The organism is Algoriphagus sp. AGSA1 (assembly GCF_021390545.1).
Taxonomy (GTDB): domain Bacteria; phylum Bacteroidota; class Bacteroidia; order Cytophagales; family Cyclobacteriaceae; genus Algoriphagus.
In genome coordinates this window covers 69,171-94,924 of sequence record NZ_JAJUWR010000007.1, presented here as the reverse complement: position 1 = coordinate 94,924, position 25,754 = coordinate 69,171, and the positions used below count along the sequence as shown (strand labels likewise).

Below are 25,754 nucleotides of genomic sequence, written 5' to 3'. Positions count from 1 at the left end.
CTATTAAAACTACAATTTTACCCAAAAACCTATGTTTAGAAAATTCTACAAGACGGCGCAAGAGCCGTTCATTAGAGATGTCTTTAAAGTAAAATACTGCCATACACTCCTAGGCATTATTTTTTGGCTCTCTGTGCAATCGATTGCTTTTGCTCAAAGCAGGGTGGTCTCAGGTACTGTCATCACGTCAGAAGATAATGAACCCTTGCCTGGCGTTTCAGTAATCATCAAAGGTACCACGCAGGGCGCGACCACCGGGCTGGATGGGAAATTTGAGATCCAAGTTCCTGAGGATGGATCTACTTTGGTTTTCTCCTTTATTGGTTTTGTAACTCAGGAAGTAGCCATTAATAATCAGAGTGAGGTGAATATCACGATGAATTACGATATGCAAGACCTTGGGGAAGTCGTCGTAGTCGGGTATGGAACAGTGAGGAAATCAGATTTGACCGGTTCAGTGGTTTCGGTTAGAAACGAAGATTTGACGGCCATTCCCGTGACCAATGCCCTGGAAGTTATGCAGGGAAAGGTGCCTGGACTTGACCTGACCAAATCCAGCGGGCAAGCCGGAGCTGGCCTGAACATCAGACTGAGAGGAAACCGATCCTTGAATGCGGGAAATAACCCACTGGTATTGGTGGATGGAATTATCTATGGCAGCACGCTGGATGTGAACCCCAATGATATAGCCTCTATAGAAGTGCTTAAAGATGCGGCTTCCACGGCAATTTATGGTACGTTGGGCGCCAATGGTGTAATACTTATCACGACCAAGCGAGGCGCTCAAGGCAAGCCGAAAGTATCAATAAACAGTTACTATAGCACTCAGACTTTGGACGACTACGATTACATCATGACAGGACCTGAATGGGTGGATTTCAGAAGGGAATCCAGAAGAACCGTAGGCGAATGGAGCAGTCCTGAGGATGACGGGAATATTTTTGTTCCCCAGCAATTGGAGAATTTCAGAAACGGGGTTTACAGTGACTGGGCAAATGAAGTGATCGGAACAGGGGCTCAGCAGAATTACCAGGTGAGTGTAGCAGGAGCTGATGAAAAAGTGAACTACTATTTCTCCATGGAGTACTTCGATGAGCAGAGTTTGTTTGAGAACGATGAACTTAAGCGCTACAGTGGGAGAATGGCGGTTGATTATAGGGCGAGTGATAAGCTGAAGCTTTCCACTAACATCATGTACACCTTGAAGGATCAGGATAGAAGAAGGGATCCTCTCAACTGGGCCAATAAAATTAGCCCACTGGGTCCTGCTTATGATGAAGCAGGTGAGATAATTCTTCTTCCCTTAGGAGATGGGACCACTGTCAATCCCCTCAACGATCAGATTCCCGGTAATTACATGGACAATGAAATCAACAGAAGATTCTTTGGAAATGTAAGCTTGGAATGGACTCCTTTCAAGGCCATTAATTTTACCTCAAGACTTGGCATGGACAACAGCAATTCACGCCGGGGAGTATTTATGGGAGAAAATACTATCGATGTAGGCCCTGATGGACGGACAGTGGCAAGAGCTACCAATAATATGGCTTCTAGAATTACCTGGGAAAATTTTGCCACCTACTCCAAAGCAAGTGCTGATCATGATTTCCAGCTTTTGCTGGGGCAGAGCATGTGGACCACACGTAACGAAGAATATTTCGCAGAAGGATTGGATTTACTTTCACCTACTATGTTATTCTATAATCTGGGCGCTGCCCAGGATGGCATTCGTATCAATAGTGCCCTGGTAGAAACCTCTCTGGCATCTTTTTTCACCAGGGTAAATTATAAGTTTAAAAACAAGTACATCTTCAATGGGGTACTGAGGGCTGATGGTTCATCTGTTTTGGCATCCGGTAATAAATGGGGCTTCTTCCCTTCGGCGGCAGTTTCCTGGATTGCCAAGGAAGAAGGTTTTTTGGTCAATAATTCCACGATCAGTGAGTTGAAATTTAGATTGAGCTATGGTATTTCGGGTAACTCAGCAGTTTCACCATATCAAACCTTGGGTGGACTGAGCAAAAGTACGTATGCATGGGACGAAGGCTCATCTGAAACTGCCGCATTTGGCTATTATCCATCTCTGATCGCCGCCTCACTTGGATGGGAGGAAACAGCAAGTTTGAATTTTGGGATTGATTTCGGATTCTTTAATAACCGACTTACCGGTTCCGTTGATATCTACGAGCAGAATACCAGCGATCTATTGATTGAACGCGCCGTTCCAGCCACATCAGGTTTTACCAGTGCATGGGACAACATCGGGAAAACCAGAAATAGGGGCATGGAGGTACTATTAAGCACTATCAATATAGATCAGCCAACTGGAGTAAAATGGAGCACTGACTTCACGTTTACCCATAATAAGGAGGAAATAAGGGAGCTGGTGGAAGGTGACCGTGATTTGGCTAATGGCTGGTTTGTAGGACATCCAATCTCCTCTTACTTTGATTATGAGAAAATCGGTATCTGGCAACTAGGAGAAGAAGACCAGGCATTGGAGAACCAACAGCAAGTAGGTGAAATAAAAGTGAGAGACCAGAACGGCGATGGTATTATCACTCCGGATGACAGAGTGATTTTGGGGAGCAATGTCCCTAAATTCAACTTGGGAGTGAATAACAGATTGTCTTATAAAGGATTTGACCTAAGCGTATTTGTGTTTGCCCGCCAAGGTAATATGATCGTGAGTGAGGCAAACGGGTCCTATAAAATAGATGCACGTGAAAATGGACCAAGGGTAGATTATTGGACTCCTGAAAACCCTACCAATGCCTATCCAAGGCCTAATGCGGGTACAAGTACCGGGAATGCAAGGTATTTCTCCACCTTACGCTATGCAGATGGATCTTTTGTGAAAGTTAGAGATATCACCTTGGGGTATAATCTTCCTCAGCCGCTGATAGAAAACCTGTCCATTTCCCGGGTGCGGGTATATGCTACTGCAAAAAACTATTTTGTATGGAGCGATCTAGGTGGATACGATCCGGAGCGAGGAGGGAACTTGAGCTTCCCTATGACTCGACAGTTGTTATTCGGAGTCAATATTGAACTATGATTTTTTACAAACCCAAAATTTGAAAACAATGAAAAATTATAAAATTATAGCATTACTGACATGTCTTACTTTAGGGATCTCTTCCTGTGCGGATTTTCTTGAAGAAGACAATAAAACAGGCTTGACAGCCGACGGATATTACAATACCCTGGAAGGAATAGAGGCTTTGGTCAACTCCTGCTATACGCCAATGAGGTTTTGGTATGGCAAGGAGCACGGAATCACCCTTTCTGATTTGGGCACGGATATATTTACCCGGGCAAATGGCATGGAAAATCCCCCGCTGGCACTCTATAATGCTGATCTAAATGGGCAAAACGGACAGATTAATTTCTATTGGACCAGGCTTTACTCAGCATTGAATTCTACTAATGCGGCAGTAGGGCGTATTCCTGAATCACCGCTGCCTGAAAACGAAAAGATGTTGAGAATGGCCGAAGTAAGGTTTTTGCGTGCATTTTATCTTTGGCACATTGTAGAGACCTGGGGCGGTGTTCATTTGTCGTTGGAGGAGGTGACTTCTGTACAGACTACCGCACAGCGTAGCTCAGTTGATGATTTCTACAATCAGATATTTGAAGATCTACAGTTTGCTATGGACAATCTCACTGAAAGTCCTGACCAATATGGCCGTGCTACCAAACCGGCTGCTGAGGCATTTGCAGCAAGAATGCACTTGACTAGAGGAAACAATGCAGAGGCTTCACGCTTGGCCAAGAAAGTCATTGACGGATATGATTTCTCTCTTGTAGAAAGCTATGAGCAGCTGTGGAATATCAATAACGTGAGGAATTCTGAAGCCGTTTGGATTGTGAATTTCACATCTGATCTTATTTTCAATAGAGAACTGGAGGCGCCAGGAGGAGATATCCTTTTGAGAGATGGGGGTAATAACAGCCACTTATTCTATCTGATGACCTATGATCAGTTGCCTGGAATGGTGCGTGATATAGAGAATGGACGCCCATTTGCCAGATTTATGCCTACTACTTTTTTATTGGACTTATTTGATGAATCAAAAGATAGTAGGTACGATGTTACCTTTCAGACGGTCTGGTACAGCAACAATCCAGGGACATATAATTTAGCTCTGAGTAATGGCGATACAAAACCTGTGACCTTTAATGAAGGGGATACTGCTATTTTGGCAACCAAATATCCACTCACCGATGCGCAGAAAGATGCTTTGCCTTATACAGTTATCGACAGAAACAGGACGTATAACCCTGACGGTTCACCACGGGTACGGGACCGGTATATCTCCCTTAGGAAATTTTTGGAACCTAGCCGTCCCACTGTTGCCCAGCAACAGGGAAAAAGGGATGCATTTGTGATCCGTTTGGCAGAAATGTACATGATCGTGGCAGAGGCAGAACTGAACCAGGGGAATGCTTCCGAGGCAGTGGAATACTTTAATGAAGTAAGAAGAAGAGCTGCTCTTCCCGGACATGAGCAGGAAATGGAAGTGGCTGCATCAGATTTGACTATTGATCTGATCTTGGATGAAAAGGCAAGGGAATTTGCAGGTGAACAAATCAGATGGTTTGATCTGAAGCGAACCGGAAAACTGGTAGAGCGTGTACGAGCAAACAATCCTGATGCTGCTCCGAATATCCAGGAATTTCATAACCTTAGACCAATTCCACAGCAGCAATTGGATGCGATTACCAATAAAGATGAGTTTACACAAAACGAAGGGTATTTCTAGAATCATTTTAAATTCAATTTAATTAGGCTGTCTCATAATCAGGTTTTCTTGTCAGGCTGAGTGAAGTCGAAGCCTTTTACGTGCTAGTTAAGTCCATTTCGACTTCCTGCCCTCTGGGAGCCGCACGCTCAATTTCACAATTATGAGTTGTGAGACAGTCTCATTTTCCCAAACTAACCTCCCGTACACTACACAATGAAAGTCAATTTATTTCCCTTATCTCTCTTGCTAGGTTGCATATCAATTTCAATTGTCGCTTGCAGTAAAAGATCCCAAGAGAATGAAAACTCAGCATCGGAAAAGGCAAGGGATAAGCCCTATTCTGTTTGGATGGCTGATTCCGAGATTGCCCGTAACCCAGAGGGATGGACACTGGATTTCAATGAAAAGCCAAAATGGGAATATACCCATGGATTGATCATGTCATCCATGCAGGCTGTATGGAAGCAGATAGGGGAACAAAGATTCTACAATTACACCAAAAAGTTCGCGGACTTTATGGTGGACAGCGCAGGCACTATACTCACCTATAAAAAGACGGATTTCAACATTGACCGGGTCAATGGGGGTAAGTTTCTGATCAACCTATATAAGAAATCGGGTGAAGAAAAGTACAGGCTGGCAGTGGAAGAACTGCGGGACCAAATGCGCAACCATCCACGGAATAAGGAAGGAGGTTTCTGGCATAAGAAAGTCTATCCGCATCAGATGTGGCTAGATGGGATTTACATGGGTTCTCCTTTTTTGGCTCAGTACGCTGCCACATTCGATGAGCCGACACTTTTTGATGATGTGGCAAACCAGATCATTGTCATGGATAAATATGGATACAGTGAAGAAACAGGGCTTTTTCATCACGCATGGGATGAAAGCAAAGAACAGAAATGGGCAGACCCGGAGACTGGGCTCTCTACAAATTATTGGGGAAGAAGTATAGGCTGGTTTGCCATGGCGCTGGTGGATGTGCTGGATTTTCTTCCAGCGGACCACCCAAAACGTGATGATATCATTGCCATTGCCAAGAAACTGGCTAAAGGTATCCAGGGATACCAGTCCAAAGAAGGTGTTTGGTATCAAGTAGTGGATCAGGGCACTCGTGAAGGAAATTACCTCGAATCATCTGCCACAGGTATGTTTACCTATTTTCTGCTGAAAGGTGCGGATAAAGGGTATTTGGATCAAGAGGATCTGGCTGCAGGTAAAAAAGCTTATGAAGGCATGTTGACTGAATTTGTACGCGAAGATGCAGATGGAGGAATCAGCCTCACCAATGTTTGTGGAGTGGCTGGTCTTGGTGGAAGTCCATACCGTGACGGTTCCTATGAATACTACATAGGTGAAGTGATCCGGGTAAATGATCCAAAAGGTGTTGGGCCTTTTATTCTAGCCTCATTGCAGTATGAAGCACTAACGAATGCAGATGATTAAGGTAGTGCTTACACTTTTATTGTGTTTTTGTTCTTTGCTAACCCAAGGTCAGGAGTTTGACTTTGTTGTGGCAAGCGACGGATCCGGTGATTTCAAGACTATTCAAGAAGCATTTGATGCTGTTCCTGATTTTCGGAAAAATGAAACCAGGATCCAGCTAAAGCCTGGAGTTTATAAAGAGAAATTGGTACTGGCGGCTTCGAAAACAAATGTTTCTCTGATTGGTGAAGATGCTGAAACTACCTTAGTGACTCACGATGATTTTGCCCAAAAGAAAAACAAATTTGGTGAAGAAATGGGCACGACAGGTTCCACCAGTTTTTTCGTGTTCGGAGACGGTTTCTACGCCAAGAATATCACATTTGAGAATTCCGCTGGGCCTGTAGGTCAGGCGGTGGCAGTAAGGGTGGATGGTGATAAAGTCATATTCGAACAATGTAGGTTTTTGGGCTTTCAGGATACACTATATCCCCATGGAGATCGTAGCAGGCAATATTATAAGGATTGCTATATAGAAGGAACAGTCGATTTTATCTTCGGCTGGTCAACTGCGGTCTTCGAAAACTGTGAGATTTTCTCCAAAAAAGGAGGAAGCTATGTAACCGCTGCATCTACAGAAGAAGCAACGGAATTCGGTTTCGTTTTCATCAATTGCAAACTGACAGGTGAAGGTGAAAATGGCTCTGCTTACCTAGGAAGGCCGTGGCGTGATTATGCAAAAACGGTCTTTATCAATACTGAAATGGGAAGCCATATCAAACCCGAGGGATGGCACAACTGGAGCAAGCCCCATGCAGAGCAAACAGCTTTCTATGCAGAATATGGCTCTACAGGGCCAGGTGCAAAGGCAGCTGAGCGGGTTTCCTGGTCACATCAATTAACTGAAGATGAAGCTGAAATCTACACTGTAAAAGCGGTTTTGGCAGGAGAAGATGGGTGGGATCCCAAAAGCAGAATTAGCAAGTGAGGAGTAGAAATAAGATTTTAATGAAAAAATTAATTTATAGTTTTTGGGTTATGCTGGCAGTTTCAAGTGCTGTTTATGCTCAGCAAAACAAGGTGTCAGATGTTTGGGTTGCCGATCAGGGGGACGGCACGTATATCAATCCCATTTTACATGCAGATTACTCGGATCCAGACGTAGTTCGTGTAGGGGAAGATTTCTACATGACGGCCTCTTCCTTCAATACCGTTCCGGGCTTGCCGATATTGCATTCCAAGGATTTGGTGAACTGGAATCTAGTGAATTATGCCCTGCCGAGACAAGTTCCAATCGGTCACTTTTCGACCCCGCAACATGGAAACGGGGTATGGGCACCTGCCATTCGATATCATGAAGAGGAATTCTACATTTATTGGGGGGATCCGGATTTTGGGATTTACATGGTGAAAACCAAGGATCCGCTTAGTGAGTGGGAAGCACCTGTGCTGGTGGAAGCTGGTAAAGGGTTGATTGATCCCTGTCCGCTTTGGGATGAAGATGGTAAGGCGTACCTATCCCATGCCTATGCAGGAAGCCGTGCAGGCATCAAAAGCATATTGGTGGTGAAGCCGATGAATTGGGAAGGTACTAAGACCACGGGGGCGGGTAAACTGGTTTTTGATGGGCACGACGCCCATCCTACTGTGGAAGGCACCAAGTTTTACAAGAGAAACGGCTATTACTATATTTTCGCGCCGGCAGGTGGTGTCTCTACGGGGTGGCAGTTGATCCTAAGATCCTCAACTCCCTACGGGCCTTATGAAGAGCATATTTCACTGGCGCAGGGCGATACACCAATCAATGGCCCACATCAGGGAGCTTGGATTGATACAGACATGGGTGAGGATTGGTTTGTGCATTTTCAGGATGTGGATGCTTATGGCAGGATCACACATTTACAACCAATGAGTTGGATCGATGACTGGCCTACCATGGGGGAGGATGTAGATGGGGATGGCACGGGACAACCAGTGTTGAGTTTTACTAAACCGGCCGTGAAAGCTAATCAAGCGATCACTACCCCAGCCGATTCGGATGAGTTTGATGGGGATAATATTGGGCTTCAATGGCAGTGGCAGGCAAACCCTGAAGCTAAGTGGGCTTTTGCCAATCCTGCTCAGGGGAAGCTGCGGCTCTTTACTGCCCAACTTCCAGAGAATGCTAAAAATCTATGGGATGCTCCCAATCTGCTTTTACAGAAATTTCCGGCAGAGGAATTTACCACCACTACTTCTCTCAGTTTCAACCCAAACCCAAAGCTACAAAACGAACAGGTAGGGTTGATAGTGATGGGAATGAGTTACGCTTATCTGGCTTTGGAAAGCATTGAAGGAGGAATAGCTTTAAACTATGTAACCTGCATTGATGCGGAGAATGGCAAAACTGAAGCGAAAAAGAAGATCGCGACATTGGACAAAAACACAGTGCAGCTTCGTGTGCAGGTAAGTAAAGGAGGAATATGCTCATTTTCTTATTCAGAAGACGGAAAGAAATTCAACCAAATTGAAGAGCTATTCACGGCTGTTCCCGGAAAGTGGATAGGAGCTAAAGTGGGGCTTTTTGCCATAAGAAATACCACCACCAACGACAGCGGATTTGCCGATGTGGATTGGTTTAGATTTAGGAATTAGGAAGCAGGAAAGTCTGAAGTTTGGATTGTGGAAGTAGTAAAAAATTGAATGGTTGAAAAGTGCTTGGTTTTGGCACATTTGACTCAGAAAAATTAGATGGAAAAAAAACAAATATGAACACCCAAAATATGAAACTGATAATGATCAGAGCGGTTCTCACGCTCGTTTTGACCGGAATGATTTTGCCTTCTTTTGCGCAGCAATCATTGGAAAGCATGTACGAGGGTGTGGAGTTTGATATGCCTAAGGTAAAGGAAACGAGCTTTCCGGATTTGGAGAAAAATATCACGGAATATGGAGCTGTAGGAGATGGGGTCTTCAAAAACTCCGAAGCCTTCAAAGCTGCGATAGAAGCCGTAAATTCAAACGGGGGAGGAAAAGTCGTGGTATCAAGGGGGATTTGGTTGACAGGCCCGATTACACTGCTAAGTAATGTTAATCTTCATTTGGAAGATGGGGCTTTGATTCTTTTTAGCCGTGATTTTGATGATTACCCTTTGGTGGATACGAGTTTCGAAGGGCTTAATACTGTCCGCTGTATTTCACCGATCAATGCATACCGTGTGGAAAATATTGCAATCACAGGAAAAGGCACGATAGATGGAAATGGAGATGCGTGGAGGTTTGTGAAGAAAGGCAAAATGACAGAGGCACAGTGGAAAAAACTGGTAAATTCCGGAGGGGTTTTGGATGCAAAAGGGCAGATATGGTTTCCTACCCAAGGATCTCTGGATGGGTACAATGCCAGCAGCAGCTTCAATGTGCCGGATATAAAGGATCGTGCGGCTTTGGAGAAAATGAAGGATTTTCTTCGTCCGGTGATGGTAAGTATTAGAGAAAGCAAGCGTGTGCTATTGGACGGGCCGACATTCCAGAATTCTCCGGCTTGGAATATTCATCCCTTGATGAGCGAAGATATTATCGTCCGAAATTTGAATGTGCGCAATCCCTGGTATTCCCAGAATGGTGACGGCCTGGATCTGGAATCTTGCAAAAATGTACTGATTTACAATAATACCTTTGATGTGGGAGATGATGCGATATGCTTCAAATCAGGAAAAGATAAGGATGGTCGTGACCGGGGAATGCCGACGGAGAATGTGATAGTGAAAAACAACATCGTCTATCATGCACATGGAGGGTTTGTAGTCGGAAGTGAAATGTCCGGTGGAGTGAAAAACGTCCATGTTTCTAATTGCACCTTTATTGGGACTGACGTAGGGTTGCGCTTCAAAAGCACCAGGGGGAGAGGGGGAGTAGTAGAGAATATCTGGATTTCAAACATCCATATGATAGGTATTCCTGGTGAGGCTATCCGCTTCAACATGTTTTACAGTGGCAATTCACCTATTTTGGAAGATGATCAAAATGCCGAAGACGAGGCAAGGGATGAGACTTTGCTTCCGGTGACGGAAGAAACCCCTTCCTTCCAAAATATCAGTATGAAGGATATTTATGTATCTGGATCAGGTATCGCAGGCTTCTTTATGGGGCTTCCTGAGATGAAGCTGAAAAATGTGAGTTTGGAAAACTCAGTCTTAGAGGCTGAAAAAGGCATAACTGCTATAGATGCATCAGGCCTAGTACTGAAAAATGTAAAAGTGCTGGGAACGAAAGATTCTTCTTTGACTGTATATAACAGTGAAGGGGTGAGTGTAAGTGGTTTTTCATTTGAAGAGAATGGGGTGTCTCCTGTGAGGGTTTTGGGGAACAAAACTTCTGACATCACTTTTGATAAAAAAGACTTCAAATCTGCTTCTGAAATTTCGATTGGAAGTGGAGCTTCGGAAGCTGCTGTTAAACTGAAATAGAAGAAGGACAACAGAGCTCAGTCCACGGTCGACAGCAGGATAGCTATTTTGTAAAAGCTTATGGGGTTATCAATAATTGTTGAGGTTTAGGTTAGGCAATCTCCCCTTTACTAAAGAGGGCAAGGGGGATTTTCCCTTATTGAAACCTAATAAGGTAAAGGGGTATGAATTAAGTATTTACGCGTGTAGAATTAAATGAAACAGATCAAAACAATCATTTTGGGAATGCTGTTTTTTGGTATTGTCTCGTTCCAAAAAGCACAGGAGGAAATCACGGTTTTCCTAGTCGGTGATTCCACGATGGCCGATAAACCTTACGCTGGAAGCAATCCGGAAAAAGGTTGGGGACAGGTATTTCCACTGTATTTCAAGGAAGGTATCCGCTTTGAAAATCATGCGAAGAATGGGAGAAGCACGAAGAGTTTCCGTGCTGAGGGACGTTGGAAAGCGGTAATGAAGCGTATCAATCCCGGAGATTATGTGATCATTGAATTCGGTCACAATGACCAGAAAATCAATGCTAAAGATCGATATGCATTTGCTGATTCCACGTACAGGGATAACCTGAAGCGTTTTGTGGAAGAGGTGCGGGAAAAAAAGGGTAAGCCTGTTCTTGCCACACCGATTTCTAGAAGGAGTTTTGATGAACATGGGAAGCTGATGGATACCCATGGACGCTATTCTGAAGTAGTCCGGGAGGTGGCAGCGGAAATGAAGGTGCCGCTTTTTGATCTTCATGCCAAAACCGTGGAGGTCATCGAGCAATTCGGAGTGGAGAAATCCAAGGAGCTTTTCCTACATTATCGTTCGGGCGATTATTCCCAATTTCCTGAAGGGAGAGAAGACGATACACATTTGTCTCCCACAGGGGCTTTCAAAGTAAGTGATTTGGCAGTCGAAGAATTGAGAAGAGAACTGCCTGAGTTGAAGAAATATCTGAAAGATTAAAAAAAGTCAACTGGTCACAGTCCACTGTTGACAGCGGATTTATGAAGTGTTCGCAGGAAAGACCAAGCCGCTTGATTCTTTTGGAAACCGCTGGTAGGGGTACGAAAAAGACAATTCTTTCAACCTGGAAGATGCTTGGAAAAAGGATGTGAAAAATTTTCCGCAGATCAAGCCTTTAGCTATCCGATCGAGTGGGACAGTAATTGAAAGTAGAGGCCATGTCTATAAAAAGCTTGGGAATAGAGAGCTGGGACTGGACGTGTTTTCTCCCGTTCAGGCGGGATCATCACGTCCGGGGATAGTGATGATTCATGGAGGTGGATGGAGATCCGGGAATAAGGAGCTTCAGGTTCCGATGGCAATAGCCTTGGCAGAGCGGGGATTCGTGACGGCAGTGGTGGAGTATAGACTTTCCCCGGAGGCGCAATATCCCGCCGCGATTCATGATGTAAAGGAGGCTATTAGATGGTTGAAAGTACATGCACATGAATTTGGGATTGATTCTGGTAGAATGGCTATATCCGGCAGTTCGGCTGGCGGGCAGATAGCTGCCCTTGTGGGATTCACGAATACGCAGGAATATGAAGGAGCCACGGAATTGGAGGTCAATGCGTCGGTAAAGGCAGTGGTTGATATGGATGGGATTTTGGCATTTCATCATCCAGAATCTGCCGAAGGCCAAGTAGCCTCAGAGTGGCTAGGAGGTACTTATGCGCAAAAACCTCAAATATGGGATGCTGCCTCCCCTTTGTATCTGAAATCCCCGGATTTAAAACCCATGCTTTTTATCAATTCTCAAAATCCGAGATTTCACGCAGGTAGAGAGGAGCTGATTGGTAAATTGGACGAGAGGGGAGTTTATTCAGAAGTGCATACTTTTCCGGATACTCCACATCCATTTTGGTTGTACGAGCCTTGGTTTGAATCTACAGTAAATACTATAGTAGCATTTTTAGGTATTGTTTTTCATTTATAACTCACTTATGGGTCGATTCAGGTGTCAACAATTATAATTTTAAAGATATGGGGTTGCAGGAAGGTTTGATTCAGAAGATAAGCAGTGGAGAATACTTTTGTAAGTTAACAGAAATGGGTTATTATTAATTGGGAAAAGGGTGTGGCATTGCCGCACCTTCTTCTTTTAAAGTACGTCTAGTCGGTAGTAAAATGTATTTTTAAAAATCATAAGTTGTAAAAAATACTAATCGAAAATGAAATTTGAACATTTTGCACTAAATGTAAGCAATGCTTCTGCAGCATCACTTTGGTATGAAGAGCATCTAGGCCTTAAAGTGGTCAAGAAAATGGATGAACCTCCGTACATGACTTTTTTGGCGGATGACAGCGGCACAGTGATGATCGAGATCTATTCCAACTCTAAGGGAGAAACATTGGATTTTGAAAAGTTACATCCTTTAGCAGTTCATCTGGCATTGGTTTCAGAGGATCCCAATTCAGATAGAGACCGTTTGGTCAAAGCGGGAGGCAAGTTGATTTCTGATGATATTTTGCCTGATGGATCGCATCTTGTGATGGTGAAGGATCCTTGGGGATTGGCATTGCAACTGTGCAAGCGCGCCACTCCCATGATATAGTTTGTGACACATGGGACATAATTGCATCGTAGATTTTATCTTAGAGCATATCACGGTTTAAAATTCGATTTTTCAATGGTTGATCTTCTAATTCCTTTCGGGCAAGTCAGTACAACGCTAAAGGAAATATTACTTAAGTATGGATTGGCGAAGGAGCGGGCACAACAATGTGCGCTACTTTTTGCCAAAGCCGATCTGGACGGCGTGCGCTCACATGGTGTAAACCGTTTCTTTCTTTTTCTTGACTTTATCCGAAAAGGGTTGGTCAATCCTGATAAGGAACCTGTCATCCTGAGCCAGCTTGGAATGTTTGAGCGATGGGATGGCCAGCAGGGAGTGGGAAATCTTAATGCGGAGTTTGCCATGTCCCGGGCGATCCGTCTTTCCAAAGAATTTGGGATTAGCTGCGTGACTTTACAAAATACCAATCACTGGATGCGGGGAGGGAATTTTGGCTGGCAGGCAGTGGAGGCCGGCTGTATCGGAATTTGCTTCACCAATACCATTCCGAATATGCCGGCATGGGGAGGCAGTGAGCCCAAAATAGGCAACAACCCGCTTGTAATTGCGATTCCCAGAGAGAAAGGCCCTGTAGTGCTGGATATGGCGTTTTCCCAGTATGCTTATGGGAAGCTGAGCATAGCCAAAGCCAAAGGTGAGCAAATGGACTATGAAGCAGGATTTGACGACAGGGGAAATTTGACCAAGGATCCTCAAACTGTTCTTAACAATCATTTGGGATTACCGATAGGCCTTTGGAAAGGCTCGGGTCTCAGTATGATCCTGGATCTTCTTGCAGCGTTACTTTCCGGTGGGAATGCTTCCTTTGAAGTAGGCAAGTCTGGAAATGAAAGTGCTGTTTCCCAAGTTTTCCTCTGCTTTGATCCGGTCAAACTCGAACTCTTAGAATGGATGGAAACCAAGTCATATGCATTGATTGAAGACCTTAAAAACTCAGCTACTTTCGATGGGAAATCAATTAGATATCCGGGACAAAATACACTGGAAACCCGAAATAAAAATCTTAACAACGGAGTGCCTATTGCTGAACAGCTCTGGGAACAACTTCAAAATGAACTGAAATCATGAGGCAACTAAAAATTGGAATAGTAGGAACAGGCGCGATCACTGGGAAGCATGTAGATGCAATCGCTGAAATCGAAAATGCTGAGCTGGTGGCACTTTGTAGCAGTTCGTCCGAGAGGGCAAAGACTGCTCAGAAGAAATTTGGTATTGATTCCTACTCTGATCTTTCTGCTTTTTTGACCCATCCCGAACTCGATGTTGTATGTGTTTGTACGGCAAGCGGTCATCATATGGAAGCTGGGTTATTGGCTGCAAAAGCCGGGAAGCATCTACTGATAGAAAAGCCTATTGAGATTAATCTAGCTAGAGCGGATCAGCTAATAGAAGCTTGTGAAAAGAATGAGGTAAAGCTTGGAGTGATTTTCCAAAACCGGTTTTCGGCTGATTATCTGAAGCTTAAGGCCGCTGTTCAGGCCGGTAAATTCGGTAAGCTGCTGATGGGGAATGCACATGTGAATTGGTATAGAGCTCCGGAATATTACAGCAATAGTCCGTGGAAAGGAACACTGGAAGGAGATGGAGGCGGAGCTTTTATGAATCAAGGCATACATACGATTGACCTGTTGCTGGATGTGATGGGAGATGTGAAGTCAGTTTTTGCTAAAGTCAAGACGGCCCTTCACCCGATAGAAGGGGAAGATTTGGGAGCCGCACTTATAACTTTTGAGAATAGGGCGTTGGGGAATATTACAGCATCCACAGCTTTGTACCCAGGCTTGCCCGAGCGGTTGGAGATCTTTGGAAAAAATGGGAGCGCCGTTCTCGAAGCAGGAAAACTGATACAATGGAGCATCCAGGGGGAAGAAAGTGAGCCGATATTAGCTGACACTAATCCAGGTTCGGGAGCTGCAGATCCCATGGCAATCGGGCATGCACTGCATAGGGCTCAATGGGAGCATTTTGTGAATGCAATTTTGGAAAATAAGCCTGTGGTGGTAGAAGGAAGAATAGCCCGGAAATCAGTCGAGCTGATCCGGGCCATTTATAAGTCATCAGAACTTGAGAAGGAAGTGGAATTCCCGTTTTTTGACCATTCTTAAAGTGAAACGCCCCTTTTCCAAGGGATAAAGTCGTCTTGGCCGAGAATCATAGCTTTGGATTTTTCTTCTCCGCTGGCTACTCTGATTACTTTCTCCAAGATTTCTTCTCCCATCTGTTGGATGTTCTTCTCCCCGGAGATTACATAGCCTGTATTGATATCAATGATATCAGGCATGCGCTCGGTTAGTTTGTGATTGGATGAGACTTTGATCACAGGAGTCACAGGGTTTCCGGTAGGAGTGCCAAGCCCGGTCGTGAATAAGATCATATTCGCTCCGGCACCGGCCATAGCGGTGGTGCTTTCTACATCATTTCCGGGGGTGCATAGAAGGTTTAGACCGGGAGTGTTTACGTATTCACCATAATCGAGCACATCTGTTACAGGAGAAGTCCCTCCTTTTTTGGCCGCACCGGAAGACTTCATAGCATCGGTGATCAGTCCGTCCTTGATGTTGCCGGGGCTCGGATTCATATCAAACCCAGAACCTGCAGCCTCAGCAGCGCCTGCATAGGCACGCATCAAAGAAGAAAAACGTTCTGCTTTGTCGTCAGAAACGCAACGGTTGATCAATTCTTGTTCGACGCCACAAAGCTCCGGGAATTCAGAAAGAATAGCCGTTCCTCCCAATGCCACCACTAAATCAGCAGTATAGCCTACGGCCGGGTTTGCAGAGATTCCGGAAAAGCCGTCCGAGCCACCGCATTCCAACCCAACTACCAATTTGCTCAATGGGGCGGGCTGTCTGGTTTGGGTGTTGGCTTCTGCCATACCGATGAATGTCTCTTTGACGGCTCTTGTGAGTAATTGTTGTTCTGTTCCTTCCACTTGTTGTTCCAGAATGATCAAAGCCTTCTTGAAATCAGGATTGATTTCACGGAGCTTTTCTTCCATATAGGAAGACTGGGCATTCTGGCATCCCAGACTTAAGACCGTCGCTCCGGCTACATTTGGATTGTTGATATAGCCGGCGATGAGTGCGCACAGTGCCTGGGAGTCAGTCCGTGTGCCTCCGCAGCCTACCTGATGGTTTAGAAATTTGATTCCGTCTATATTTTCAAAAAGGCGCTCCTCATTGGTCTCTATCAGGGTTTCTACGGAAACCATGTCGAACGAATTGGTTTGGCCTGACTTATAAAGACTAGCCATTTCTCTCACCATTTTCTTGAATGGATTAGGTTTTCCGAAACCTAGTTCTTCGAGAAAAGCGTCTTTGATAATATCCACGTTTCTGTTTTCGCAGAAGACCATGGGGATTACCAGCCAATAATTCCCTGTTCCTACCTGCCCGTCGGGTCGGTGAAAACCCATAAAAGTTTTGCCTTTGAATTTGTCAATATTTGGTGCCTCCCAATGGTAATCACCTGATTTTTTCCCAAAGGCCTCGGCTTCGTGAGTCACATTTTGGGTGCTGAGCACTCCGCCAGAAGGGATAGTGGAAAGGGCTTTACCTACAATTCCCCCGTACATAAAGACTTGGTCGCCTTTGGCCAACTCATTGATCGCGAATTTGTGTTTTGCAGGAATCGTGTCTTTGAGTGTGATTTCCAGTCCGTTGTGAAGAATGATTTGCCCCGGATTTAAATCTTGCAAAGCCACCAATACATTGTCTTTGGGATGAATCTGTAAAGTTTTATGGTTCATTGTAATTATTCATTATATTGAGCAATCGATTGCGCAATGTATAACTTCCAAATGCAATTAACGAAAATCATTATTAAAAGAATGAAATATTTGTGCATTTGTACTAAAACCAGATTATGTCCAAGTCAACATCTTGTCAGGGAAGTTCACAACTTGCTTACATGATCTCCGAATTCTGGATCTTTTCCAGAATCTGCCTTTAATCGCCCGAACTAAATCGATTCCGTAAATCAACTCTGCATATAAGCGTAGAAAGACCTATTATTGTGTTGTATGTTCAATAGACCCATGAAAATCATAAAACTTAAACCTATTTGCTTTTGTATTCTTTTTACGTTCATTTTTTCGTGCCAGGCTACCTTGGATAAGCGGATAATTAAGCTCGGCCATGGTTTGGGGATCACACATCCTGTTCATGAAGCCATGCTGTTTTTGGCTCAGAAAGTAGAGGAAAAATCAGGAGGCAAGATGGTCGTAAAGGTATATCCAAACCAGCAGCTAGGAAGTGAGCGTGAGCTGGTGGAGCTTCTGCAGATAGGAAGCTTGGGGATGACGAAAGTGTCTTCTGCCGCATTGGAGGGCTTTGCGCCGACTATGCAGGTATTTGGGATGCCATACCTATTTCGGGACGATGCACATCAGTTGGCTGTGTTGAATGGGGAGATTGGCAAGAATCTGCTTCTTGATCCCGAGAAATACCTTCTAAGAGGCCTGTGCTACTATGATGCAGGAAAGCGTAGCTTTTATACTAAAGCCAAGCCAGTGGATAAGCCTAAGGATCTGGCTGGCCTGAAAATCCGGGTTATGGAAAGCAATACCGCTTCCAATATGGTGAAAAGTCTGGGAGGTTCACCTACGCCTGTATCCTATGGTGAGCTTTATACTGCACTACAGCAGGGAATAGTGGATGGTGCTGAGAACAATGCCCCAAGTCTATACACCTCTAAGCATTACGAGGTGTGTAAGTTTTACAGCATAGATGAACACACGGCTTTGCCTGATGTAATGATCATCAGTACCAAAGTGTGGAACAGTCTAAGCGAGCAAGAGCAGCAATGGCTTCAGGAGGCAGCGGATGAATCTGCTGTGTACGAATACAAAATCTGGGCAGAAGCTACAGAAGAAGCATTAAGTGAGCTGGAAAAGGCTGGCGTAACGATTACTTACCCTGATAAGGAGCCGTTCAGGGAGGCCGTAGAGTCTATGTACAGTGCTTTGAAAGTACAGCAGCCTGAAATCTATAAAATCGTGGAAGAAATCCGCGCAGTAAAATAACCATTAACCCAAAGAATTAAACCTATGTTTTCACCTTTGACCAAGCTAAAGCTGGATAAATGGATAGCCCATCTTCTGGTCATTTTGATGGCCCTCATGGTGCTCAATGTGACTTGGCAAGTTGTATCGCGCTATGTTTTCCAAAGTCCCAGCTCGTTTACTGATGAGCTGTCACGTTATATGTTGATCTGGGTAGGAATGCTGGGTTCAGCCTATGTAGCGGGTAAAAATGAACACTTGGCAATAGATATTCTCCTGACGAGGATTTCGGAAAAAGCCCAGGATAAACTGATGATTTTGATCAATTGCTGTGTCCTGATCTTCGGACTTGTAGTCATGGTGATTGGAGGGTCAAATCTGGTGTATCTTACTTATGTACTGGAACAGAAATCAGCTGTGCTGCAGATTCCACTTGCTTATATCTATGGCATTATTCCTTTCAGCGGACTTTTGGTGATTTATTATCAGTTAGTCGGTATTAAATTTTTGTTGACTGTTAAAGCTACTGTATAATGGAGGTTTTGAGCGTATTGATCTTGGTTATTTCATTTTTGTTCTTTTTAGGAATAGGGGTTCCTGTAGCGTGGAGCCTGGGGTTGTCCAGTATGCTTACCCTGATGGTGACTGTACAGACTATGCCTGCTATTACTACCATTGCACAACGCATGGGGACAGGGTTGGATAGTTTTTCCTTATTGGCCATACCTTTCTTTATTCTCGCTGGGGAGTTGATGAACCGTGGAGGTATTGCCAATCGCCTGATCGAATTTGCAAAAGCCCTTACCGGCAAGATGCGGGGCGGCTTACTGCATGTGAATATTATAGCAGCTATGCTGATGGGAGCCATCGCAGGTTCCGCAGTAGCCGCGGCATCTTCCATGGGCGGTATTTTGGGCAAAAGAATGGAAAAAGAAGGCTACCCTAAAGAACTGGGTGCCGCTGTGAACATTACCTCTTCCACTACAGGGTTGGTAATACCTCCTTCCAATGTTTTGATCGTATATTCCCTGGCTTCCGGTGGGGTTTCAGTGGCGGCTTTGTTTGTCGCCGGGTATCTACCTGGATTGCTAGTGGGTGTCTTGCTGATGGTCACAGCCGCTATCATAGTGAGAATCCACAAGTTGCCAGCAGGTGAAGGTTCTACCATTAAAGTCATCTTAAAAACATTCTGGGATGCGGTTCCGAGTTTGTTTCTTTTGATCGTAGTAATAGGAGGGATCATCGGAGGGGTATTTACTGCCACCGAAGCTTCGGCGATTGCAGTGGTTTATTCTCTGGTTTTATCCCTGGTATATCGTGAACTGAAAGTGAAGGATCTGCCTTCAGTATTGTTAAAATCCGCAGAAACTACCGCAGTGGTAATGCTACTTATTGCAACTTCCATGGCTATGTCCTGGGTAATGTCCAGTGAAGAGATTCCGCAGAATATTTCCAATGCCCTCTTGGGATTGAGTGATAATATATTTGTGATCCTGATTATGATTAATCTGTTGTTGCTTTTTGTGGGGATCTTCATGGATATGACTCCGGCAGTTCTGATTTTCACTCCGATTTTTCTGCCTGTAGTGACTGCTCTGGGAGTGGATCCTGTACACTTTGGGATTATGATGGTACTTAATCTGTGTATCGGGCTATGTACTCCGCCAGTCGGATCAATACTCTTTATCGGCGTGGGGGTGGCGCAGACCACCATACAGAAAATCCTAAAGCCTATGCTGCCGTTCTATTTTGCAATGATTTTGGCTTTGATTCTCATTATGCTTTTCCCGGAGATCACCCTATGGCTTCCGAGAGTATTCGGAGTATAGGGATTGTTGGGTGATGGATGTCAGATGACGGATGTTTCCTTTCAAAACAGAAAGCGGCAGTTGGGAACTGTCGCTTTTTGTTTTAGGCTTTTTTGATCTTTAAGTGGAGATTTACGTAAATTGAATAAACAATCGTTACTTCTTAAATCTAATTATGGACTCTATAATTGTAAACCCTAAAAATGAGAAAGAACTCAAATTTATTTCTGAGCTTTTGGAAAAGCTTGGTGTAAGCAATGAGGTTTTTTCATTTAATAAAAAGGAAGATTTTGAATTACTTCTTAACTCCTTTGAAGCGCAACAAAAGGATGAGGGATATGAGATTCCTGAGGAATATTACCAAGTTTTAGACGGGAGGAGAGCAGAATATCTCAAAGGGAATTCTAAAACAAGCTCCTGGGAAGAAGTCAAAGCTAGAGTGTCAGGAAAGGGGGAATGACCTATAACCTTCATATTCTTAATTCTGCCGAACTTGAAATTTCGGAAGCTTTCACTTATTACGAAGGGAAAGCATCAGGCTTAGGGCTGAGGTTTTTAGAGGCTGTTCGAAGATCATTAAGTCTAATTGAAAAAGCTCCGGAAATTTATCCATATAAGAAAATGCCTTTTAGGAGTTGCCCGTTAAAAGGATTTCCTTACCTGATTTTTTATGCAATTGAGGGAAATGTTATTGTGGTCTATTCAATCTTCAACACTTCGCTAGACCCTGCGAAATGGCCATGAAATAAGTGATCAATTTAATTTCTACTCTTTGAAACTTTTGTCAATATCTTGAGTTTGCTACATCCGACATCCGAGCCGCCACGGCGCCCAAGCATCCGACTACCTCTCCACCTCCTTCAAATTCTCAATTTTCTTATTTCTCAAGAAGCCATTGATATCTTCGAAGTGCTCTTTCACCCGCTTATTTCCAAATTCAAATACTTTGGTAACCAATCCATCCAAGAAATCCCTATCGTGGGATACTATGATCAGCGTGCCGTCAAAGGCTTTCAACGCATCCTTGATGATATCCTTTGTCTTCATATCCAGATGGTTCGTAGGTTCATCGAGAATCAGCAAGTTTACAGGTTCCAGCAAAAGCTTGATCATTGCCAGACGTGTCTTTTCTCCGCCGGAAAGCACCTTTACTTTCTTGTTGATATCGTCTCCCTTGAACATAAACGCACCCAAAATATCCTTCACTTTGGTTCGTACTTCGCCAACTGCTATATGATCTATGGTTTCGAAGATAGTCAAGCTCTCATCCAGAAGAGAAGCCTGATTTTGTGCAAAATAGCCGATCATGGCATTGTGTCCCAATTCGCATTTGCCCTCAAAGTCGATCTCCCCCATGATAGCCTTGATCATGGTGGATTTACCTTCCCCGTTTTTCCCTACAAAAGACACTTTCTGTCCACGCTCTATGGTCATGGAGGCATTCTTGAACACCACATGTTCATCGTAGCTTTTGCTCATGTCTTCTACGATCACAGGGTAGTTGCCTGATCTTGGAGAAGGAGGGAAGCGGAGTTTCAATGCCGAGGTATCTACTTCGTCCACCTCGATGATTTCCATTTTCTCCAGCATTTTCACCCGGGACTGCACTTGGAGTGTTTTGGAATAGGTGCCTTTGAAGCGGTCGATAAAGCCTTGGATATCCGCAATGGTAGCCTGTTGCTCTTCGTATTGTTTTTGTTGTTGCTCGCGGCGTTCTCTTCGGAGTTCTAGGTAGTGGCTGTATTTAGCTTTGTAATCGTACATCCTTCCCATAGTGATCTCAATGGTGCGGGTCGTGATATTATCTACAAAAGCCCTATCGTGGGAGATTACGACTACTGCTTTGGCCTTGTTCAAAAGGAAATCCTCCAGCCACTGAATAGATTCAATGTCCAGGTGATTGGTAGGCTCATCAAGAAGGATCAGATCAGGTTTTTGCAAGAGGATCTTTGCCAACTCAATTCGCATTCTCCATCCTCCGGAAAACTCCGAAGTAGATCGTGTCAAATCAGTTCTATCAAAGCCCAGTCCAAGTAAAACTTTCTCTACCTCTGCTTCATAGTTCACTTCCTCAATGGCGTAGAATTTCTCTGAAAGCTCGGATACCTGCTCGATCAGCTTGTAGTATTCATCGGATTCGTAATCGGTTCTCACGGTCAATTCCTCATTGATCCGCTCGATCTCCGTCTTCATATTCAGGTAGGAGGCGAAAGCTTTGGAGGTTTCCTCCATCACAGAGCAATCATCCGAGGTCAGCAGGTGCTGTGGAAGATAAGCAACCACAAAGTCTTTGGGTGCTGAAACAGAGCCAGAGCTGGGCTTGGTCTGTCCTGCGATGATTTTCAGGAGGGTGGATTTGCCGGCACCGTTTTTACCCATAAGGGCTATTTTGTCGGTTTCGTTGATGGCAAAGGAAATATTGCTAAAGAGGGTGGAACCGCTGTGAATGACGGCGACATTATCTACTGAAATCATAAGTATTGGAAGTGGAGCCGCAAAGGTAGGGGATTTAGAATTTAAAGTTGGTAAATCAGGATGTCTTTGGGGTTTATCGGAAATTCAAACAAAATCTTCTCGGATTCCTTCTAAAAATGAGGTAAGTGATTGATCCATAAAAATAAAACATTTGTAACTTATTGAATATCTGTGTTTTTAGGTATAAATTCCAAAATGAAAAGTTTTTGTAATATCCATTAAACCAAGCTCATAATGGCACTATCTTATAAAACTTTAACTCTTACCTTAATATATGCTTTCGTGTTCTCTCAGTACAATGTATTTGCTCAAGTTGAGAAGGAGGCTAAGACTGGGAGTTCGGCCGAAATTTTCACGGCGAAACATGCCATTTATGGCGAATTGGGAGGAACTGCTTATGGATATGCAATCAATTATGGATTTATTTTTCACCAAAAACAAAAATTTAAATATTCAGCAAGTTTAGGATTTTCCATGCGCTATCAAGATGAGATTGTTCGCTCATTTTCAGGTTTTTGGATACCTTCTCTCTCGACGGAAATTACTGCGCTTTTGGGAAAGTTTAAAGGCCATTTAGAATTCGGAACTGGTTTCTTAGCCTCTCGTGATAAACAATTTATTTTTGATGAGGACTTTCCTAGAAATATTAGAGTACGGCAATATTGGGGTGCAACTATTGTCCCCAGGATTGGCTATCGGTACCAGAAACCTCACGGTGGTTTATTTTTTAGGGCAGCTTATACCCCTTGGATTCGTTTCAAAAATATCGAAGGTGATGAAGATAAAGTTAATTTTAACCCATTTGGAATTGGCTTAAGTCTGGGTTGGAGTTTCTAGTTAATCGAAATTACTTAATATTACCTTCCTTTTAGACCTAAAAACCGCCCCGAACTTAATCGAAGCGGTTTCAGCATCGGGCATCCAACATCAGACACCTGACAGTTATTTAAGCATTCACGCCCAAAGCCTGTGCCATGGTAGCTCCGATCTCAGCCGGAGAATCCACTACGTGAATTCCGTTTTCTCTCATGATTCTCATTTTGGCAGCTGCAGTGTCGTCAGCTCCGCCGATGATCGCCCCGGCATGGCCCATTCTACGTCCAGCAGGAGCAGTCTGTCCGGCGATGAAGCCTACTACAGGTTTTTTGTTGCCGTTTTCTTTGATCCACTTCGCAGCTTCAGCCTCGTAGTTTCCTCCGATCTCACCGATCATCACGATCGCATCAGTCTCAGGGTCTTCCATTAGCAACTGTACAGCTTGCTTGGTAGATGTACCGATGATAGGGTCACCACCGATACCGATAGCCGTAGATACGCCAAGACCAGCTTTGGCCACCTGATCAGCAGCCTCGTATGTCAAGGTGCCTGATTTGGACACGATGCCTACTCGTCCTTTTTTGAAGACAAAGCCTGGCATGATGCCAACTTTTGCCTCTCCTGGAGTGATTACGCCTGGGCAGTTAGGACCGATCAGGGTAGCGCCCCTTTCGATGATATATGGTTTGGCTTTCATCATATCTGCCACAGGGATACCCTCGGTGATGGCGATGATAACTTTGATGCCTGCATCTGCTGCCTCCATGATCGCGTCAGCTGCGAATGCAGGTGGTACGAAGATGATCGATGTATCAGCACCGGTTTTGTGAACTGCTTCTTCTACAGAATTGAATACAGGCTTCTCCAAATGTGTCGAGCCTCCTTTACCGGGGGTTACACCGCCGACTACGTTGGTACCGTATTCGATCATTTGCTGTGCGTGAAAAGAACCCTCAGACCCGGTGAATCCTTGTACGATTACCTTGGAATTTTTATTTACTAGTACACTCATGATGCGATTTCTATAGTTTGGGACAAAAATAGAATAAACCCACCACCCACAAAAGAAAAGGGGAACATTATGCGGACATTTAATATAGGATTCTGTAGCCAGATGCGTTTATTTCTGAAAGTCTAAAATAGTTCCTGCGGATTTTCGCGGATAAGGGCTCAGGTAAGCGAAGATTACATGAAATAAAAGTTTTTCTTTCATGTCCGTTTGTGAAGTTCCAGTTCATGGATGTTTTTTTATATTTTCGATCAGAATTATATTTTTCAAAATCATACAGAACCATGTTTAGCCTCAAAATCCTCATCGTGGAAGATGATCCGGTATCAGCCCTTTTGCTCCAAAAAGCATTGGAAAAAAATCAGCACCAAATTCTTGGAATTGCGGATTCGGGAGAAAAGGCACTGGAGATACTGTCAGAAAACCACGCCGATATGGTGATGATGGATATCAATCTGGCGGGAGAACTGGATGGGATAAGGACTACTGAAATCATCAACGAAAACTATGATGTGCCAGTAGTATATCTGAGTGCCAGCTCAGATGCTGAGACACTCAATAAAGTGGTGGGGACCAATCCCAGCGCATATGTGATCAAGCCCTTCAATATCAGGGAACTGAACATGGTGATCGAACTGGCAATATACAAGGATCGCAAGGAGAAGGAACTGCAAATGCTCAACAATGAATTGGAGGAAAAAGTAAAACAACGTACGCAGGAACTTTACAATGCCAATCGAGAACTTACCAAAGCGCTGGAAAAGGAAAGGGAGATCAACGAGTTGAAGTCTCGGATTGTGCTGAATGTTTCACACGGCTTCAAAACTCCCCTGACATCCATACTCAGTTCTGCGCAATTGCTCCAGATCTATGCTGAAAAAGATCATCCTTTTAAGCCCAAAATAACCAAACATGCCTTCAAAATCGAAAATTCGGTAAGGGCACTGAATAATTTATTGACCAGTGTTTTGTTTTTCGGGAAGGCCGATGCAAATAAAATCGAGTACAGACCCAAGAAGATGTTTGTGGGGGCATTTGTCAAAGAAGTTCTCGATTCCTTAAATGTAGGGAATGAAAATCACGTGAAAATCAAGTCCGAACTAGTCAATCTGCCAAAAGTCATCACTTCAGATAAAGAGCTGCTGTACCAGATATTTGAAAATCTCCTTTCAAATAGCCTGAAATATTCCAAGGATGGGCAGGAAGTCTTGTTTAAGCTGGAATACAAAGACAACAAGCTGATAGGGACTATAATGGACCATGGTATTGGGATTCCCCAGGCAGAGCAGAACCAATTATTTGACCGCTTCTTCAGGGCGAAGAACGTAGGGATAGTTGAGGGTTCAGGTTTAGGCTTGTCTATTGTGAAAAAATGCGTCGATGTGCTGCATGGTAATATAAGTTTTGAGAGCAGTCCCAAAAAAGGGACAACCTTTCGGGTAGAAATTCCGGTAACGTAATC

Annotated in this window: 21 protein-coding genes; 18 read left to right on the top strand and 3 right to left on the bottom strand. The window is 44.1% G+C overall.

Annotated features, from left to right (window positions below; translation table 11 throughout):
- Window positions 1-31: 31 nt before the first annotated feature.
- The 11 genes from LZF95_RS06855 (at window position 32) to LZF95_RS06805 (ending at window position 15,287) form a co-directional block, all read left to right on the top strand.
- Window positions 32-3,058 (top strand): TonB-dependent receptor, encoded by a 3,027-nt coding sequence (locus LZF95_RS06855; protein ID WP_233754241.1) that lies wholly within the window; start codon window positions 32-34, stop codon window positions 3,056-3,058.
- Window positions 3,059-3,086: 28 nt separating this feature from the next.
- Window positions 3,087-4,766: a RagB/SusD family nutrient uptake outer membrane protein gene (locus tag LZF95_RS06850; protein WP_233754240.1), complete on the top strand. Its 1,680-nt coding sequence runs from the start codon at window positions 3,087-3,089 to the stop codon at window positions 4,764-4,766.
- Window positions 4,767-4,961: 195 nt separating this feature from the next.
- Entirely contained in the window at window positions 4,962-6,194 is a 1,233-nt protein-coding gene (locus LZF95_RS06845) for a glycoside hydrolase family 105 protein (protein WP_233754239.1), read from the top strand.
- Window positions 6,187-7,161, top strand: coding sequence for a pectinesterase family protein (locus LZF95_RS06840; protein ID WP_233754238.1), 975 nt, complete (start codon window positions 6,187-6,189; stop codon window positions 7,159-7,161). Before LZF95_RS06845 ends, LZF95_RS06840 begins: the two co-directional genes overlap by 8 nt.
- Window positions 7,162-7,181: 20 nt before the next feature.
- Entirely contained in the window at window positions 7,182-8,807 is a 1,626-nt protein-coding gene (locus LZF95_RS06835; RefSeq protein ID WP_233754237.1) for a glycoside hydrolase 43 family protein, read from the top strand.
- 128 nt (window positions 8,808-8,935) lie between these two features.
- On the top strand, window positions 8,936-10,618 hold the full coding sequence (locus LZF95_RS06830; RefSeq protein WP_233754236.1) for a glycoside hydrolase family 28 protein: 1,683 nt from the start codon (window positions 8,936-8,938) through the stop codon (window positions 10,616-10,618).
- A gap of 195 nt (window positions 10,619-10,813) precedes the next feature.
- Window positions 10,814-11,566: a rhamnogalacturonan acetylesterase gene (locus LZF95_RS06825; protein ID WP_233754235.1), complete on the top strand. Its 753-nt coding sequence runs from the start codon at window positions 10,814-10,816 to the stop codon at window positions 11,564-11,566.
- A gap of 148 nt (window positions 11,567-11,714) precedes the next feature.
- Complete coding sequence (locus LZF95_RS06820; RefSeq protein ID WP_233754234.1) at window positions 11,715-12,542, top strand: alpha/beta hydrolase; 828 nt, start codon at window positions 11,715-11,717, stop codon at window positions 12,540-12,542.
- A gap of 235 nt (window positions 12,543-12,777) precedes the next feature.
- On the top strand, window positions 12,778-13,161 hold the full coding sequence (locus LZF95_RS06815; RefSeq protein WP_233754233.1) for a VOC family protein: 384 nt from the start codon (window positions 12,778-12,780) through the stop codon (window positions 13,159-13,161).
- Between the two features lie 75 nt (window positions 13,162-13,236).
- The gene (gene yiaK / locus LZF95_RS06810) at window positions 13,237-14,250 is read left to right on the top strand and encodes a 3-dehydro-L-gulonate 2-dehydrogenase (protein WP_233754232.1); all 1,014 of its coding nucleotides are present in this window, start codon (window positions 13,237-13,239) and stop codon (window positions 14,248-14,250) included.
- Window positions 14,247-15,287 (top strand): Gfo/Idh/MocA family protein, encoded by a 1,041-nt coding sequence (locus tag LZF95_RS06805; protein WP_233754231.1) that lies wholly within the window; start codon window positions 14,247-14,249, stop codon window positions 15,285-15,287. Before yiaK ends, LZF95_RS06805 begins: the two co-directional genes overlap by 4 nt.
- Here LZF95_RS06805 and LZF95_RS06800 read toward each other — a convergent pair.
- A complete protein-coding gene (locus tag LZF95_RS06800; RefSeq protein WP_233754230.1) occupies window positions 15,284-16,930 on the bottom strand; it encodes a UxaA family hydrolase in 1,647 nt (548 codons plus the stop codon). The two genes, LZF95_RS06805 and LZF95_RS06800, sit on opposite strands and share 4 nt — an antisense overlap.
- Window positions 16,931-17,218: 288 nt before the next feature.
- Here LZF95_RS06800 and LZF95_RS06795 point away from each other — a divergent pair, with 288 nt between their 5' ends.
- The 5 genes from LZF95_RS06795 to LZF95_RS27755 all read left to right on the top strand — a co-directional run bounded on the left by LZF95_RS06795 (window position 17,219) and on the right by LZF95_RS27755 (window position 20,736).
- Window positions 17,219-18,205 (top strand): TRAP transporter substrate-binding protein, encoded by a 987-nt coding sequence (locus LZF95_RS06795; protein ID WP_233754229.1) that lies wholly within the window; start codon window positions 17,219-17,221, stop codon window positions 18,203-18,205.
- A 24-nt stretch (window positions 18,206-18,229) separates the two neighbouring features.
- Complete coding sequence (locus LZF95_RS06790; protein WP_233754228.1) at window positions 18,230-18,718, top strand: TRAP transporter small permease; 489 nt, start codon at window positions 18,230-18,232, stop codon at window positions 18,716-18,718.
- On the top strand, window positions 18,718-20,013 hold the full coding sequence (locus tag LZF95_RS06785) for a TRAP transporter large permease (RefSeq protein ID WP_233754227.1): 1,296 nt from the start codon (window positions 18,718-18,720) through the stop codon (window positions 20,011-20,013). The genes LZF95_RS06790 and LZF95_RS06785 overlap by 1 nt, the downstream gene beginning before the upstream one ends.
- A 154-nt stretch (window positions 20,014-20,167) precedes the next feature.
- Complete coding sequence (locus tag LZF95_RS06780; protein WP_233754226.1) at window positions 20,168-20,452, top strand: addiction module protein; 285 nt, start codon at window positions 20,168-20,170, stop codon at window positions 20,450-20,452.
- Window positions 20,449-20,736 carry a type II toxin-antitoxin system RelE/ParE family toxin gene (locus LZF95_RS27755; RefSeq protein WP_368670766.1) on the top strand — a complete coding sequence of 96 codons (288 nt, stop codon included), beginning with the start codon at window positions 20,449-20,451 and terminating at the stop codon, window positions 20,734-20,736. Before LZF95_RS06780 ends, LZF95_RS27755 begins: the two co-directional genes overlap by 4 nt.
- A gap of 99 nt (window positions 20,737-20,835) precedes the next feature.
- Here LZF95_RS27755 and LZF95_RS06775 read toward each other — a convergent pair whose 3' ends face one another.
- Complete coding sequence (locus LZF95_RS06775) at window positions 20,836-22,467, bottom strand: ABC-F family ATP-binding cassette domain-containing protein (RefSeq protein ID WP_233754225.1); 1,632 nt, start codon at window positions 22,465-22,467, stop codon at window positions 20,836-20,838.
- A 234-nt stretch (window positions 22,468-22,701) separates the two neighbouring features.
- On the opposite strand from LZF95_RS06775, the gene LZF95_RS06770 reads away from it, so the two are divergent.
- Window positions 22,702-23,304, top strand: coding sequence for a hypothetical protein (locus LZF95_RS06770; protein ID WP_233754224.1), 603 nt, complete (start codon window positions 22,702-22,704; stop codon window positions 23,302-23,304).
- A gap of 109 nt (window positions 23,305-23,413) precedes the next feature.
- Here LZF95_RS06770 and sucD read toward each other — a convergent pair whose 3' ends face one another.
- On the bottom strand, window positions 23,414-24,295 hold the full coding sequence (gene sucD, locus LZF95_RS06765) for a succinate--CoA ligase subunit alpha (protein WP_233754223.1): 882 nt from the start codon (window positions 24,293-24,295) through the stop codon (window positions 23,414-23,416).
- 281 nt (window positions 24,296-24,576) lie between these two features.
- On the opposite strand from sucD, the gene LZF95_RS06760 reads away from it, so the two are divergent.
- Window positions 24,577-25,752, top strand: coding sequence for an ATP-binding protein (locus tag LZF95_RS06760; RefSeq protein WP_233754222.1), 1,176 nt, complete (start codon window positions 24,577-24,579; stop codon window positions 25,750-25,752).
- Window positions 25,753-25,754 lie beyond the last annotated feature (2 nt).